A 16,251-nucleotide genomic window follows, 5' to 3' on the forward strand; every position below is an offset into this window, starting at 1 on the left:
CGCCGCGAAGCGATCCCATGCGCGAGTCCTGCCACGCTGTTTCGCTGCCTTCACGCCGCTCAACTCTCCTGACTCCATCCGACTCATAGGACACATCAGCATCGCACGAGCGGTGCTTTCCGGACGTGGCCGGGCGTGGCCGGACGATACCTGGTCTACTGGTCTGAAAAGCGCTGATTCCGGGCGGAGTCGACCGTGGGGCGAAGTCCCGCCATACCTGCGGGTTGCCGATTGGCGAGCGGGGGTTGCCGTGGCGCCGGCGGAATCTTGGAAGGGCCGAAACGGGGTCGATTCATGGCCGATCGCCGGTAGTTGTCCGTTGAACCCGGTGCCCTAGAGTCACTCAACACACCGCATGGCACCGCACGCACACCACGGCACCGTGTCCTCCACCGCACCGTGTGTTCCACGGCACCCCGTGCCCGGAGCGCACCGTACTGCGTGAATCGCACGGAACGCGCCGCACGGCCTCATCAGCGCACCCGTATCCCCCTGTTCGGACCAATCAGGAGGTCTTCCTGTGATGCGGCATGTCCAGCACGTGCAACCTCAGTTCTGGGAATTCGGCCGCGGGCCCGTCGTCGAGGTCCCCCACTCCCGTATCCACCACGCCTTCGAGCGCTGGGCCGCGCACACCCCCCACGCCGTCGCCGCCGAGCACCAGGGGGCGACGATCACCTACCGGGAACTCGACCGGCGGGCGGAGCGGCTCGCAGCGGTCCTCGCGCGCCGCGGGGTGCGGCCCGGTGACCATGTCGGGCTGTTCGTCCGGCGTTCCATACCGATGCTGATCGGGCTCCTCGCCACCCTGAAGGCGGGGGCGGCCTACGTGCCGCAGGACATCGGGATCGCCCCCCGGTCCCAGCTGCGCCACGTCATGAGGACCGCGCGCACCCGCGTGGTACTCACTCAGCACCGGTACGCGGACCGGGTCCCGGCCCAGGGGCGCGGGCCGGGCGCCGAGCCCGTACGGGTCGTCATCGACACGCCCGAAGGCGTACCCGAAGACGTACCCGAAGAGGTACCCGGAGACGCGCTCGGCGAGACGGCCGGGAACACCACCGACCGTCCGGTCACCGCGAGCGGTACGGAACCGGACGCGCGCGAGGGCGGTCCCGGCGCCGCCTGCTACGTCCTGTTCACCTCCGGCACCACCGGCGCGCCCAACGGTGTCACCGTCACCCACCGCAATGTCCGCAACATCCTGCTCACCCACCCCGGCGACCTGGGGATCCGGCCCGGCATGCGGGTCGCCCAGCTGCTCAACATCGCCTTCGACATGGCCGCCTGGGAGATCCTCGGCTCGCTCAGCCACGGCGCCACCCTGGTCATCCGGGGCAAGGACATCGCCGAGACCGCCCACGGCGCCGACGTCATCATCGCCACCCCCACCGTGCTGAGCACCATCGACCCGGCCCACTGCGCCCGCGTCAAGGTGGTGGCGGTGGCCGGTGAGACCTGCCCCCGGCCCCTCGCCGATCTGTGGGCGCGGCACTGCACCTTCTACAACGCGTGCGGGCCCACCGAGACCACCATCGTCAACACCATGCACCACCACCGGCCGGCGGCCGGCCCGCTCACCATCGGCCGCCCGACGCCGAACAACACCGTCTACGTGCTGGACGAGGACCGCCGCCCCTGTGCCATCGGCGAGACCGGCGAGATGTGGGCGGGCGGGGACTGCGTGTCGGCGGGTTACCTCGGGAACCCCGGGCTCACCGCCGAACGTTACGCACCCGACCCGTACCTCGGCGGCGGCCGGATGATGTTCCGCACCCGCGACCTGGGCCGCTGGACCCCCGACGGGGAACTCGAACACCTCGGCAGAACCGACGACCAGGTCAAGGTCCGCGGCTTCCGGGTGGAGCCGGGAGCAGTGTCGGCCGTGCTGGAGACCGTCCCCGGCTGCTCCCGCGCCATCACACTTCAGCGCGATCCGCACACGCTCGTCTCCTTCGTCTGCCCGCTGGACGTGGACCCCGAGGCGGCACAACGGGCCGTGGCCGACGCGCTCCCGTACTACTGCGTGCCCGATACGGTCCTGCCGCTGGCCGCGCTGCCGGAGACGGGGCGGGGCAAGGTGGACCGGGCGGCGCTGCTGCGGCTGGCGGCCGAAGGAGGCGGTGGCAGGTGACCTCCGCACGCTCCACCGCCACCGGGCACGGCACAGCACAGGGTCACGGCACAGCACAGGGTCACGACCCGGCGCACGGTCCGGCGCCGGTCCGTGCGAGTGCCCCGCCCATCGACACCGGGGACGTCACTCTGCCGCCTCCCGCCTCCTGGCCGCGACGCGCCCTCAAACACCCGCGCCTGTCGCACTACTACCGGCTCGCGGCACTGGTCCTCGCGGCCAACGCCGTCTTCGCCGTCCTCGCCGCCGACCACGGCATCGCCGCCTCCACACTCTCGTACGCGGCGCTCGCGAACTTCACCTTCGCGGTCCTCGTACGGCAGCAGTACGTCATCAACTTCCTCTTCGCCGCCGCCACCTCCGTTCCCACCCACTGGCCGCTGCGGATCCGCTGGACGCTGGGCAAGGTCTACCACTTCGGCGGCGCGCACGTGGGCGGCGCGATCGCCGGGTCGCTGTGGTTCCTGACGCACACCGCCGTACTCGTGGCGAGCGGCGCCCCGCCCGCCCAAGTCGCCGTCGGCTGCGCCCTGGTGGCGCTGCTGACCGGCATCGTCGCCACCGCCCTGCCGCCCTTCAGAGGGCGGTTCCACGACCACTTCGAGAAGATCCACCGGTTCGGGGGCTGGGCGGCCCTGGCGCTGTTCTGGACCCAGACACTGCTCGGCGCTTCGGGATCCCCGGTACGGGAGCCGGGCGTCTGGGCGCTGGCCCTGGTCACCTTCAGTGTGGCACTGCCGTGGCTGCGGCTGCGCAAGGTGCCGGTGCGGATCGAGCGGCCCTCCGGTCATGTGGCGCTCGTACGCTTCGACCACGGTGTGACGCCCTTCGCCGGCTCCTCCACCGCCGTCAGCCGCAGCCCGCTGCGCGAATGGCACTCCTTCGCCAACGTCCCCTCCCCGGGCGAGCCGGGCTTCCGGCTGACCGTCTCGCGCGCCGGGGACTGGACGGGCTCCTTCATCGACGACGCGCCGCGCGAGGTGTGGGTGAAGGGCATCACCACCGCGGGCGTCGCCAACATCGAGACCCTGTTCCGCAAGGTCGTCTACGTCGCCACCGGCAGCGGCATCGGCCCGTGCCTGCCGCATCTGCTGGCCGCCGAGGTGCCGTCGCGCCTGGTGTGGGCCACCCGCAGCCCCCGTACCACCTACGGCGACGGACTGGTGGACGAGATCCTGGCGGTCCAGCCCGACGCGATCGTCTGGGACACCTCGCTGCACGGCAAGCCCGACATGGTGCGGCTCGCCTACGCCGCGTACCGGGACTTCGGCGCCGAGGCCGTCATCTGCATCTCCAACAAGAAGCTCACCTGGGGAGTCGTCCACGGGCTGGAGCGGCGCGGGATCCCCGCGTACGGCGCCATCTGGGACTCCTGAACGAGGGCCCCGGCCCCTCCCGTGTCCGGCACGACGAAGCGAGTGGAGGCATCGATGGATCAGCACCACGAGGCACGCGAGGCATACCAGACACGCGAGACACACCGGCAGGACGGAACGCGCGGGCCTGTGCATCTGAAGACCGAACGCACCGGCCGCGTCGTCACGGTGCGGCTGCACCGGCCCGAGGTGCGCAACGCGCTCAACAGCGAACTGCTGGCCGAACTCCTCGCCACGCTCGTGCCGTTGGACGACGATCCGGACGTCGGCTGCTTCGTCGTCACCGGTTCGGACCGCTGCTTCGCCGCGGGCGCCGACATCTCCGAGATGGCGGGCAGGAGCGCCGCGCAGATGGTCGCGGAGGACTACTTCGCCGACTGGGAGATCTTCGCCGGGCTGCGCACCCCGAAGATCGCGGCGGTCGGCGGCTACGCCCTCGGAGGCGGCTGTGAGCTGGCGATGATGTGCGATCTCGTCATCGCGGGCGCGTCCGCCGTGTTCGGCCAGCCGGAGATCAAGCTCGGTGTGATTCCCGGCATCGGCGGCACCCAGCGGCTGACCCGGCTGGTCGGCAAGGCCAAGGCGATGGACCTCGTCCTGACCGGCCGCACCATGGACGCGCGGGAGGCCGAACGAGCCGGGCTGGTCTCCCGGGTGGTGCCCGACGAGCGGCTGATGGACGAGGCGCTGGAGGCCGCGGCGACCATCGCCTCGTACGGCCGGCACGCCGTGACCGCCGCCCGGGAGACGGTCGAGCGGGCGCTGGAGACCGGGCTGCGCGACGGAATCCTCTTCGAACGCCGGGTGTTCCACGGCCTGTTCGCCACCGAGGACCGGAGCGAGGGGATGAACGCCTTCCTGGAGAAACGGACCCCGCGCTTCAACAGGTGACGCGCGGCCCGAAGTGACGAAGGGACGAAGGCCCGGTCCGGGCCTGGCGGTGCGGTCCGGGCCTGAGGTGCGGTCCGGACCGGACGCGCGGGATCAGCCGCGCCGCGTCCGCAGCTCCCGTACCCCGGCCACCGCCAGCACCAGCGCCGTCGCGCCCAGCGACCACAGGAGCTGCGGGCGCGCCGTGTCGTCGGTCAGCATGAGCCCGAACACGACCGCCATCGCGGCCAGCGCCGCCCAGGTCAGCCACGGGAAGAGCCACATCCGCAGCACCAGCCGCTCCGGTGCCTCCGCCTCGACGCGCCGCCGCAGGCGCAGCTGTGACACGGCGATCAGCGCCCAGACGAACAGCAGCACCGCGCCGACCGCGTTGAGCATGTACAGGAAGACCGAGTCGGGCCACTTGAGATTGAGGAGGACCGAGAAGAACCCGAACACCACCGACGCCAGCACCGCACGTCGCGGCACACCCCCGCGCCCCACCTTCGTCAGGGCCCCGGGCGCCTCACCCCGTTCGGCCAGCGAGAAGACCATCCGGGACGAGCCGTACAGATTGGCGTTGAGCGCCGACAGCAGGGCCACGAACACCACGATGTTCATGATCTGCCCGGCGGACGGCACGCCGATCGAGTCGAGGACGGTGACATACGGGCTGAGCCCCGCCCGCTGCGCAGTCCAGGGCAGCACCGTCACGATGATCACCATCGAACCGAGGTAGAAGAAGAGGATCCGGAACATCGCGCTGCGCACCGCCCTGGACACCGAACGCACCGGGTCGTCGGACTCGGCCGCCGCGATCGTGACGACTTCGAGGCCGCCGAAGGCGAAGATCACGGCGAGGACCCCCGAGATCACGCCCTGCCAGCCGCCCGGCAGGAAGCCGCCCTGTCCCGTGATGTTGGTGAGTCCGACCGGGCTGGTGTCCGGCAGCAGTCCGAAGACCGCCAGCAGCCCGAGCACCAGGAAGGCGACGATCGCGAAGACCTTGAGGGCGGCGAAGCAGAACTCGAACTCGCCGAAGTTCTTCACGGCGGTGAGGTTGGCGCCCGTGAAGACCAGCATGAAGATCAGCACCCAGGCCCACTGCGGTACGGACGGCGCCCAGCCGTGCGCGATGCCAGCGGCGCCCGTCGCCTCCACCGCCAGCACGACGACCAGCAGGAACCAGTAGAGCCAGCCCACGCTGAACCCGGCCCACCGGCCGAGCGCCCGCTCGGCGTGCACGGAGAACGACCCGGAGGCCGGCATCGCGGCCGACATCTCGCCCAGCATCCGCATCACGCACATCGCGAGCGCGCCCGCGATCAGATACGAGACGACGATGCCCGGCCCGGCCAGCGCGATCCCGGCACCGGACCCGACGAAGAGCCCGGCGCCGATCACCCCGCCGAGGCCGAGCATGGTCAGATGGCGCTGCTTCAGCCCGCCGGCGAGCGGCTCACGCGGTCTCTCCGTCCGGTCTCCCGGCTCGGTGACCGAGGTGCGGGGCGGCGGCGGGGGGAGCTGGTCGTGCATGTGCGGTCAGGCTGCTTTCGGTGGTCGGGGGAGAGGCCGGTCGGCGCGTGCCAGGTCCGGACGGCGGTGGACGCCCGGCCGGACGGGACCCCTCAGTCTCCCCGGGCGGCGCACCCGGGGGCAAAACGGGTGCGGCGGGTCCCCCGTGCCACGGGCGGCCCGCCCGGCACCGGGGGCCCGTGGTGGTCCGCGGTGCCCGGGTGGCCCGGGTGCGATGAGTTCGTGCCGGTGCGACGGTCAGTACAGGGAGCACCGGCGGCCGGCCGGGCCGCCGCGCGCCCCGCAGGGGCCGCGCACCACGGAAGGGCAGGAGAGCACGATGCCGAAGATCACTCCCAATCTCTGGTTCGACACACAGGGCGAGGAAGCCGCCGAGTTCTACGTCTCGGTCTTTCCGAACTCGCGGATCCGGAACATCACGTACTACGGCGAGGCCGGTCCCCGGGCCGCCGGCACCGTGCTCACCGTCGAATTCGTGCTCGACGGCCAGGAGTACATCGCGATCAACGGCGGGCCGCAGTTCACCTTCGACGAGGCGGTCTCGTTCCTGATCGCCTGCGCGGACCAGGAGGAGATCGACTACTACTGGAACACACTCTCCGCCGGTGGCGAGGAGGGCCCCTGCGGCTGGCTGAAGGACCGGTACGGCCTGTCGTGGCAGGTGGTCCCCGAAGGCATGGACGAGCTGATGAGCAGCCCGGACCAGGCGGACCAGGAAGGCTCCCAGCGGGCCATGAAGGCCATGCTCGGCATGAAGAAGATCGACATCGCCGCGCTCAGGGCCGCCGCCGGCCGGACTCCCTGACCGGACGGGCCGGGGGCGCGGGGCCCTCGGCCCGACGGGCGGGAGGCCACTGTGGAACGGGGTGCGGTCACGAGATATCTTGATGTCGAGAATTGTTGCAGACGTGGAGCGGAGCACCCGGTGACTGACTCGACCATCATCTATACGCACACCGACGAGGCCCCGGCCCTGGCGACGTATTCGTTCCTGCCGGTGGTCGAGGCCTACGCCTCGACGGCCGGGGTCGCCGTGGAGAGCCGGGACATCTCCCTGGCGGGGCGGATCATCGCCTCCTTCCCCGAGTACCTGGAGGAGGGCCAGCGCATCGACGACGCGCTCGCTGAGCTGGGCGAGCTGGCCAAGACCCCCGGTGCCAACATCATCAAGCTGCCGAACATCTCGGCGTCCATCCCGCAGCTGAAGGCGGCCGTCGCCGAGCTCCAGGAGCAGGGATACGCGCTTCCCGACTACCCGGACGACCCCAGGACCGACCAGGACCGCGACGTCCGCGCGCGGTACGACAAGGTCAAGGGCAGCGCCGTCAACCCGGTGCTGCGCGAGGGCAACTCCGACCGCCGCGCCCCCGCCTCGGTGAAGAACTACGCCAAGGCGCACCCGCACCGCATGGGTGCCTGGACGGCCGACTCGAAGACGAACGTGGCGACCATGGGCGCCGACGACTTCCGCTCCACCGAGAAGTCCGTGGTCGTCGCCGAGGCCGGTTCGCTCCGTATCGAGCTGGCGGGCGAGGACGGCTCCACCACCGTCCTGCGCGAGTCCGTGCCGGTCCTGGCGGGCGAGGTCGTGGACGCGTCCGTGCTGCGGGTGGCGGCGCTGCGCGAGTTCGTCGCGGCCCAGATCGCCCGTGCCAAGGCCGAGGGCGTGCTGTTCTCCGTACACCTCAAGGCCACGATGATGAAGGTCTCCGACCCGATCATCTTCGGCCACGTCGTACGGGCCTTCTTCCCGAAGACGTTCGCCGCGCACGGCGCGACGCTCGCCGCGGCCGGCCTGACCCCGAACGACGGTCTGGGCGGCATCCTCAAGGGCCTGGAGTCGCTGCCCGAGGGCGGCGAGATCGCGGCGTCCTTCACCGCCGAGCTGGCCGAGGGCCCCGCGCTGGCGATGGTCGACTCCGACCGCGGCATCACCAACCTGCACGTACCGAGCGATGTCATCGTCGACGCCTCCATGCCGGCCATGATCCGCACCTCCGGCCACATGTGGGGCCCGGACGGCGGCGAGGCCGACACCCTCGCCGTCCTCCCGGACAGCAGCTACGCCGGGGTCTACCAGGTCGTCATCGACGACTGCCGAGCCCACGGCGCCTTCGACCCGGCCACGATGGGCTCCGTGCCCAACGTCGGCCTGATGGCGCAGAAGGCCGAGGAGTACGGCAGCCACGACAAGACCTTCGAGATCGCGGCGGCGGGCACGGTCCGCGTCGTGAACGAGGCCGGCGAGAGCGTGCTGGAGCAGCCGGTGAGCACCGGCGACATCTTCCGCATGTGCCAGACCAAGGACCTGCCGATCCAGGACTGGGTCAAGCTCGCCGTCACCCGCGCCCGCGCGACCGGCGACCCGGCCGTGTTCTGGCTGGACGAGGGCCGCGCGCACGACGCCAACCTGATCGAGAAGGTCAAGGCGTACCTGCCGGAGCACGACACCGACGGGCTCCGGATCGAGATCATGACGCCGGTCGAGGCGACCGCGTTCTCCCTGGAGCGCATCCGCCGGGGCGAGGACACCATCTCCGTCACCGGCAACGTGCTGCGCGACTACCTGACCGACCTGTTCCCGATCCTGGAGCTGGGCACGAGCGCGAAGATGCTCTCGGTCGTCCCGCTGATGAACGGCGGCGGCCTCTTCGAGACCGGCGCCGGCGGCTCCGCGCCCAAGCACGTCCAGCAGCTCGTCAAGGAGAACTACCTGCGCTGGGACAGCCTGGGCGAGTTCCTCGCGCTGGCGGTCAGCTTCGAGCACCTCGCGCAGACGACGGACAACCCGCGCGCCCAGGTCCTCGCCGACACCCTCGACCGCGCGACCGGCTCCTTCCTCAACGAGGACAAGTCGCCCAGCCGCAAGATCGGTGGCATCGACAACCGCGGCAGCCACTTCTACCTGGCGCTGTACTGGGCCCAGGAGCTGGCGAAGCAGACGGACGACGTGCGGCTCGCGGAGGCGTTCGGCGCCCTCGCCAAGACGCTGACCGAGCAGGAGGAGACCATCGTCGCCGAGCTGGCCGCGGTGCAGGGCTCGCCCGTCGAGATCGGCGGCTACTACCAGCCCGACCCCGCCAAGGCCGCGGCCGTCATGCGTCCCTCGGCCGCCTTCACGCAGGCGCTCGCGATCCTCGGCTGATCCGGGAGACGCGCGGCCGCTGAACGGCTGAACGACCGAAGGGGGCGGCCGCCCGGGGCAGAACCCGGGCGGCCGCCCCCTTCCGGCTTCTCCCCGCCGGACCGTCAGAAGAACACGCCGCACCGCAGCAGCACATTCGCGTACGGCCGCGCCTCACCGGTGCGTACGACCAGCCGCGCGCCCGCCGACAGCCTCTTCAGCTCCGTATGGTCCACCAGCCGCAGCTCCGGCAGAGCGTCCAGCAGCCGCGCCGCCTCCGGGTTCGCCTCCCGCACCTCCGTGGCCCCCGTCGCGCCCTCCACGACCAGCTCGGCGAGCAGCCCCTCCAGCACCTGGGCGAAGGACGGCACCCCGGCCACGAACGCCAGATCCACCACGCGCGGGCCCGCCGGTACCGGCATCCCCGCGTCGCAGACCAGCACTTCGTCGCCATGGCCCAACTCGGCCAGCGCGCCCGCCAGATGACGGTTCAGAACTCCGGACTTCTTCATTCGGCCGCTTCTCCCTCCGTGGCGCCGCCCAGCGCCGCCACCTCCGTAGCTGTCGGGAACGACGCCTGCGCGCCCTCCTCGGTGACGGCGGCGGCCCCCACCCGCGCCGCGTACCGGGCGGCGGCGCTCAGCTCCGCGCCGGTACTGAGCCGCCAGGCCAGCGCCGCCGTGAACGCGTCGCCCGCCCCCGTCGTATCCACCGCCCGCACCGGTACGGCCGCCACCAGCTCCGTCGTCACTGCGTCCGCCACCAGCGCGCCCCGCGCGCCCAGGGTGATCACCACCGACCGGGGCCCCAGCGCCAGCAGCGCCCGCGCCCACTCCCGGGGGTCGTCGCCCGTCTGCCCGTCGCCCGTCTGCCCGGCGAGCACCACCCGTGCCTCGTGCTCGTTGAGGATCAGCGGGTCGCAGGCCGCGAGGATCTCGGCGGGCAACTCGACCGGGGGAGAGGGGTTCAGCACGAAGCGCGTGCCGGGGGCCGTGCTCCGCACCACCTCGGCGACCGTCTCCAACGGGATCTCCAACTGCGCCGAGACCACCCGCGCGCCCCGCAGCAGATCCGCCGCGTCACGCACGTCCCGCGGCGACAGCAGCGCGTTGGCGCCCGGGGACACCACGATGCTGTTGTCACCGGAGGGGTCCACGGTGATCAGCGCGACCCCGGTGGGAGCCCCGCCGCACAGCACCCCCGCGGTGTCGACGCCCGCCGCGCGCTGCGCGTCGAGCAGCAGCCGCCCGTGCGCGTCGTCACCGACCCGGGCCAGCAGCGCCGTCCTGGCCCCGAGCCGCGCGGCGGCCACCGCCTGGTTCCCGCCCTTGCCGCCCGGGTGGACGGAGAGATCGGAGCCGAGCACGGTCTCCCCGGGGCCCGGCCGCCGCTCGACGCCGATCACCAGGTCGGCGTTTGCCGACCCTACGACCAGCAGGTCGTAGTCGTACATCACTGTCCCTCTTTCCTCGGACTGTCCTCGGGCTTGCCCCGGGAGTACGGGCCTCAGGAGAAGTCGGCCACGTTCTTCGCCGTGACCACCTTCACCGGCACCTTCACCGTCGCGTCGATCTTCTTGCCCGCCGCTGCCTCGATCGCGTTGCGTACGGCGAGTCGGCCCAGCTCCCTGGGCTGCTGGGCGACGGAGGCGTAGAGCGTGCCCGCCTCGACCGCCTTCAGCCCGTCGGGCGTGCCGTCGAATCCCACGACCGGGACCGACGTACCGGCCTTGGCGCCGAGCGCCTTGATCGCACCGAGCGCCATCTCGTCGTTCTCGGCGAACACACCGTTCACATCACTGTTGGCCTGGAGCATGTTCGTCATCACGTCGAGGCCCTTGGTGCGGTCGAAGTCCGCGGGCTGCTTCGCGACGACCTTGATGCCCGGGTACGCCTTGATGCCCTGGGCGAATCCCGCGCCGCGCTCCCGGCTCGCCGAGGTGCCCGCCGTGCCCTGGAGGACCACGATCCGGCCCTTGCCGCCGAGCTTCTCGGCCAGCGTCCTCGCCGCCTGCTCGCCGCCCGCGACGTTGTCGGAGGCGACGAGCGCGGTGACGTCGGCCTTGTTGACACCGCGGTCGGCGGCGATCACCGGGATGTCCGCCTTGTTGGCGGCGCGCACCGAGGGGCCCGCCGCGTCCGAGTCGACCGGGTTGATGATCACCGACGACATGGACTCGCTGGTGAAGTTCTGTATCTGGTTGGCCTGTTGGGAGGCGTCGTTCTGCGCGTCGGTGACGGTGAGTTCCACCCCCTTCGCCTTCGCCTCGGCCTGGGCGCCCGCCTTCAGCTGGACGAAGAACGGGTTGTTGAGGGTGGAGACGGACATGCCCAGCTTGGTCGCGCCGCCGGAGGAGCCGCTGTTCCAGAGGGAGACCCCGCCGATGACCGCCGCCACCAGCACCGCGGCGACCGTGTACTTCACCGCCTGCGCCTTCCTGCCACCTGGCCCGCCCGCACCGGCCGCGCCGCCCGCCACCGGAGTCGAACCGGCCCGTCGGCGCACGGTGTCGAGGAGGACGGCGAGCGCGATGACCACACCGATGACGACCTGCTGCCAGAACGCCGACACCGACAGCAGGTTGAGGCCGTTGCGCAGCACCGCCAGGATCAGCGCGCCGATCAGTGTGCCGGACGCCTTGCCGACCCCGCCCGACAGGCTGGCGCCGCCGATGACCACGGCGGCGATCGCGTCGAGTTCGTACCCCTGCGCGGCCTGCGGCTGCGCCGAGGCGAGCCGGGAGGCCAGGACGATGCCGGCGACGGCGGCGAACAGCCCGGACAGGGCGTAGACGGCGACCTTCTGCCGCTTGACCCGCAGCCCGGAGAGCCGCGCGGCCTCCTCGTTGCCGCCGATCGCGTACATCGAGCGCCCGAGGTAGGTACGGCCCAGGACCACCGCGGTGACCAGCCCCATCACGATCATCACGAGGACCGGCACCGGCAGCCAGCCGCCGAGCGTGTCGCCCAGCCGCGAGACCGAGGAGGGGAAGGCGATCGGGCTGCCCTGGGAGATCACCAGGGAGAGACCGCGGCCCACCGACAGCATCGCCAACGTGGCGATGAACGGGGGGAGTTTGCCGTACGAGACGAGCGCCCCGTTGACGAACCCGCAGGCTATGCCGGTGGCGACGGCGAGGATGACGGCCAGCCACACCGGCACCCCGGCCGACGTCGCCGACCAGGCCAGCACGGTCGCGGACAGCGCCGCCACCGAGCCCACCGACAGGTCGATGCCCGCCGTGACGATGACGAAGGTGACACCGAACGCGAGGATCGCGGTCACGGCGGCCTGCACACCGACGTTGAGGAGGTTCTGCGTGGTGAGGAAGTCGCCCGACAGCAGCGACATCGCCACCACCAGGACCACCAGGGCGCTCAGCGCGCCGTTGTCGAGGAGCAGCCGGCGCAGCCCCGGGGCGCCACCGCCGACCGTCGTGTTCTTGCCGCTCTTGAGCGTGTCAGTGGCCACGGGAGCCCTCCACCCCTTCGTCGTCTGCTGCTTGGTCGTGTGTGCCGGCGGGCGCGGCCGAGACGGCGAGCGCCATCACCGCGTCCTGGGTGGCCTCGTGCGCCGGGAGTTCACCGGCGATGCGGCCCTGGGCCATCACCAGCACCCGGTCGCTCATCCCGAGTACCTCGGGCAGATCGCTGGAGATCATCAGTACGGCGTGCCCGGCGGCGGTGAGCGCGTTGATCAGCTCGTAGATCTCGACCTTCGCGCCGACGTCGATACCGCGCGTCGGCTCGTCGAGGATCAGCACCCGCACCTCGGCGAGCAGCCACTTGCCGATGACGACCTTCTGCTGGTTGCCACCGGACAGGGTGCCCACCCGCTGATCGAGTCCCGCCATCCGGACGCCGAGCTGTTCGGCGATCCGGCCGGCCGCGGTGTGCTGGGCCTTGCGGTCCACCAGTCCGGCGCGGGTCGCCGCACGCAGGGTGACCAGGCCGAGGTTCTCCGCCACCGAGGCGTCCAGCAGCAGGCCCTGGCCCTTGCGGTCCTCGGGCACCAGCCCGATCCCGGCCGCCATCGCCGCACTCACGTCGTGTCCGGCCAGCGGTGTGCCCGCCACCCGTACGGTGCCGGTGTCGTAGTGGTCGGCGCCGAACACCGCCCGCACCACCTCCGTACGGCCCGCGCCCACCAGCCCCGCGATGCCGACGACCTCACCGGCGCGCACCTCGAAGCCGATGTCGTGGAAGACCCCTTGTCTGGTCAGCCCGGCGACGCTGAGCAGCGGCTCACCGGTCTCGGTGGTCCGGCGCGGATACTGCTGCTCGATGGAGCGGCCCACCATGAGCCGGACGAGTTCGTCCTCGGGGGTCGACGCGGGCACCTGGTCCACACTGCGGCCGTCGCGCAGCACGGTGACCCGGTCGCCGAGCGCCGCGATCTCCTCCAGATGGTGGGTGATGAAGACGATGCCCACCCCGTCCTCGCGCAGTCTGCGCACGATGCGGAAGAGCTTCTCCACCTCCTCGGAGGTCAGCACGGCCGTGGGCTCGTCCATGATCAGCACCCGGGCGTCCAGGCTGAGGGCCTTGGCGATCTCGACCATCTGGAGCCGGGCGATGCCCAGTTCGCGGACGAGTGTGTGCGGCGCTGCACTGACCCCGACGCGCTCCAGCAGTTCGGCCGCGTCGGACTCCATCCTCTTGCGGTCGACCATGCCGAAGCGGCGCGGCTGGCGGCCCAGGAAGATGTTCTCGGCCACGGTCAGATCCGGGACGAGGTTGAACTCCTGGTAGATGGTGGCGATACCGAGCCGCTGCGCGTCCTGCGCGCCGTGGATCCTTACCTCCTGCCCGTCCACGAGGACGCGCCCGGTGTCCGGGCGGTAGGCGCCGGAGAGCATCTTGATCAGGGTGCTCTTGCCGGCGCCGTTCTCGCCGAGCAGGACATGCACCTCGCCCCGGCGCAGATCGAAGTCGACGCTGTCGAGCGCGACCACGCCGGGGAAGGTCTTGCGTATCCCCTCGATACGCAGCAACTCGTCCGGATGGCTCACGGGTTGCTCCTTCGTGTGACGGTTTGCGGATACGGGTGGCCGGCCGCCGGCGGGGGCGCGCCGCAGGAGCGGCGTACGACCAGCCGGGCGGGCAGGGTCAGGGACGGCGGGACGCGGCCCGCGATGCGCTCGGCCAGCGCCCGCACGGCGGCCCGGCCCAGCTCCTCGGTCGGCTGCGCGATGGCCGTGATGGGCGGATCGGTGTGCACGAACCACGGGATGTCGTCGAAGGCGGCGAGCGCGATGTCATCGGGGACGCTCAGCCCCCGCGCGCGGATCGCGTCCAGCGCGCCGAGCGCCATCAGATTGTCAGCGGCGAACACGGCGTCGGGCGGCTCGGGCAGGGCGAGGAACCGCTCGGCGGCCCGGCGCCCGCTCTCGGCCTGGAAGTCGCCCTGGCCGATGTACGCGTCGGGCAGCGCGACGCCCCGCTCGCGCAGCGCGGCCCGGAAGGCGTCGACGCGCTCGCTGCCGGTCGTGGTGGCCGCGGGTCCCGCGATGATCGCCAGCCTGCGATGGCCGAGCCGCAGCAGATGGTCCACCAGGTCCGCCACGGCGCCGCGCCCGTCGGCCCGTACGACCGGCACCTCCACGCCCGGCACCCACCGGTCCACGAAGACGATCGGGGTCCCGGCGCGCACCGCGTCGGCTATCAGCCCCGAACCGGGGTCGGTCGGCGACATCAGCAGTCCGTCGATGCGGCGGTCGAGCAGGGTGCGGACGTGATGGTCCTGCAACTCCGGTCGCTCGTCGGCGTTTCCGATGATCACGCTGTAGCCGAGGGCCCGCGCCTCTTCCTCGACGGCGCGGGCCAGGGCGGTGAAGTACGGATTGAGCACATCGCTGATGACCAGGCCCAGGGTGCGGGTCTGATCGGTGCGCAGGGAGCGGGCCACGGCGTTGGGCCGGTAGCCCAGTGCCGCGACGGCGGCGACCACCCGGGCCCGTGCCTCCGGGCTGACCGACGGATGGTCGTTGAGCACGCGCGACACCGTGGCGACGGACACACCCGCCTCGGCCGCGACATCTTTGATGCCGGCCATCGTCGGTCCACCTCCTTGTGGAATCGATTACAACGAGGATTGGAATCGATTCCACGGAGAGAGGCAAGAGCCCGGGGGTATTCCGAGACCGGATCGTGATGAGAACCGGTTGCGACCGGACGGTTACTCCCCCTCGCCGCGCGCGGCGAGGGCTGGACCCGGATCCGAACGAAAGGCCCTGGACGGTGGCGCCGCCGAACCACCGGGCAGCGGCGTGCTCGAACCCCGCCCGGTGCGCACCGCTCAGGCCCGGGGGCGGCCGCCCTTGATGGCGACCCGCTGGCCGTAGCGCGGATGCGGGTAGTAGTCCCAGGTGGCGTGGTGCTGAAGGCAGCGGTTGTCCCAGAACACCAGGGTGTTGGGTGTGAAGCGGACCCGGCAGGTCAGCAGCGGGGTACGGGCGATGTGGGCCAGCAGCATGTCCAGCACCGCCCGGCTCTCGTTGGGCGTCAGCCCGGTCAGGTGCGAGGTGTAGGCGCCGTTCACGTACAGCAGCTTGCGGCCGGTCTCGGCGTGGCTGACCACCACCGGATGCTCGTTCTTGGGGACGTCGTACTCGGGCGGCGGTGTGACGCCTCCCCACGGCAGCAGACCGTCGTGGACCGCCGTCATACCGTCGAGGAAGGTCTTCATCGCGGGCGACAGCAGCTCGTAGGCGAGATGCATGTTGGCGAAGTGGGTGTCGCCGCCGCTGCCGATGTCCGGGGTACGGGTGATGTAGAGCATCGAGCCGAGCGAGGGCTCCGGGTCCGCCGTCCCGTCGGCGTGCCAGCCGTCGCCCGCCACGGCGCGCGACTCCTTGGTGGCGCTGATCTCCAGGATGTGCGGATCGGAGCCCTCGGGCGCCAGCGCCACCGGATGCAGCTCCCCGAAGTGACCGGCGACCCGCTTGTGATCCTCGCCCGTCAGCGTCTGGTCGCGGAAGACCAGCACATGGTGGGTGAGGAACGCCTCCTTCAGCTCGGCCAGTTGGGTGTCCGACAGCTTCTCCGACAGATCGATGCCGGACACCTCTGCGCCGGTCGCCGGCGTGAGCGGGTCGACGGTGATGGTCTCGTAGACCGTGGGCGGCCTGGTGGTGATGCGCTCCATCGCGTCCAGTGCGTACTGTTCCATGACGTTCTCCCGAAGGTGTGTGTGGTGTGCGGGTGGTGGCG

General features: G+C 71.4%; 12 protein-coding genes. 5 read left to right on the forward strand and 7 right to left on the reverse strand.

The features are described from left to right. Positions 1 to 523 precede the first annotated feature (523 nt). The 3 genes from OG627_RS31160 to OG627_RS31170 all read left to right on the forward strand — a co-directional run bounded on the left by OG627_RS31160 (position 524) and on the right by OG627_RS31170 (position 4,401). Entirely contained in the window at positions 524 to 2,134 is a 1,611-nt protein-coding gene (locus OG627_RS31160; protein WP_329070819.1) for an amino acid adenylation domain-containing protein, read from the forward strand. Between the two features lie 110 nt (positions 2,135 to 2,244). Next, positions 2,245 to 3,510: a hypothetical protein gene (locus tag OG627_RS31165; protein WP_329073107.1), complete on the forward strand. Its 1,266-nt coding sequence runs from the start codon at positions 2,245 to 2,247 to the stop codon at positions 3,508 to 3,510. A 54-nt stretch (positions 3,511 to 3,564) separates the two neighbouring features. After that, the gene (locus tag OG627_RS31170) at positions 3,565 to 4,401 is read left to right on the forward strand and encodes an enoyl-CoA hydratase-related protein (RefSeq protein ID WP_329070821.1); all 837 of its coding nucleotides are present in this window, start codon (positions 3,565 to 3,567) and stop codon (positions 4,399 to 4,401) included. Positions 4,402 to 4,494: 93 nt separating this feature from the next. Here OG627_RS31170 and OG627_RS31175 read toward each other — a convergent pair whose 3' ends face one another. Continuing rightward, on the reverse strand, positions 4,495 to 5,916 hold the full coding sequence (locus tag OG627_RS31175) for an amino acid permease (protein ID WP_443073570.1): 1,422 nt from the start codon (positions 5,914 to 5,916) through the stop codon (positions 4,495 to 4,497). A 319-nt stretch (positions 5,917 to 6,235) separates the two neighbouring features. On the opposite strand from OG627_RS31175, the gene OG627_RS31180 reads away from it, so the two are divergent. Together OG627_RS31180 and OG627_RS31185 are read left to right on the forward strand one after the other, a co-directional pair. Further along, positions 6,236 to 6,721, forward strand: coding sequence for a VOC family protein (locus OG627_RS31180; RefSeq protein ID WP_329070823.1), 486 nt, complete (start codon positions 6,236 to 6,238; stop codon positions 6,719 to 6,721). Positions 6,722 to 6,841: 120 nt separating this feature from the next. After that, positions 6,842 to 9,061: an NADP-dependent isocitrate dehydrogenase gene (locus tag OG627_RS31185; protein ID WP_329070825.1), complete on the forward strand. Its 2,220-nt coding sequence runs from the start codon at positions 6,842 to 6,844 to the stop codon at positions 9,059 to 9,061. 104 nt (positions 9,062 to 9,165) lie between these two features. Here the strand turns inward: OG627_RS31185 and rbsD are convergent, their stop codons facing one another. From rbsD to OG627_RS31215, 6 genes are all read right to left on the reverse strand, one after another. Continuing rightward, positions 9,166 to 9,552, reverse strand: coding sequence for a D-ribose pyranase (rbsD, locus tag OG627_RS31190; RefSeq protein WP_329070827.1), 387 nt, complete (start codon positions 9,550 to 9,552; stop codon positions 9,166 to 9,168). Beyond that, entirely contained in the window at positions 9,549 to 10,493 is a 945-nt protein-coding gene (locus OG627_RS31195; protein WP_329070829.1) for a ribokinase, read from the reverse strand. Before OG627_RS31195 ends, rbsD begins: the two co-directional genes overlap by 4 nt. A gap of 53 nt (positions 10,494 to 10,546) precedes the next feature. Then, on the reverse strand, positions 10,547 to 12,511 hold the full coding sequence (locus OG627_RS31200) for an ABC transporter permease/substrate-binding protein (protein ID WP_329070831.1): 1,965 nt from the start codon (positions 12,509 to 12,511) through the stop codon (positions 10,547 to 10,549). Continuing rightward, complete coding sequence (locus OG627_RS31205) at positions 12,501 to 14,051, reverse strand: sugar ABC transporter ATP-binding protein (protein WP_329070833.1); 1,551 nt, start codon at positions 14,049 to 14,051, stop codon at positions 12,501 to 12,503. The genes OG627_RS31200 and OG627_RS31205 overlap by 11 nt, the downstream gene beginning before the upstream one ends. Next, entirely contained in the window at positions 14,048 to 15,094 is a 1,047-nt protein-coding gene (locus OG627_RS31210; protein WP_329070836.1) for a LacI family DNA-binding transcriptional regulator, read from the reverse strand. The genes OG627_RS31205 and OG627_RS31210 overlap by 4 nt, the downstream gene beginning before the upstream one ends. A gap of 243 nt (positions 15,095 to 15,337) precedes the next feature. After that, positions 15,338 to 16,210 (reverse strand): TauD/TfdA dioxygenase family protein, encoded by an 873-nt coding sequence (locus OG627_RS31215; protein ID WP_329070838.1) that lies wholly within the window; start codon positions 16,208 to 16,210, stop codon positions 15,338 to 15,340. Positions 16,211 to 16,251 lie beyond the last annotated feature (41 nt).

It is taken from the genome of Streptomyces sp. NBC_01429, assembly GCF_036231945.1.
In the GTDB taxonomy this organism is placed as follows: Bacteria; Actinomycetota; Actinomycetes; order Streptomycetales; family Streptomycetaceae; genus Streptomyces.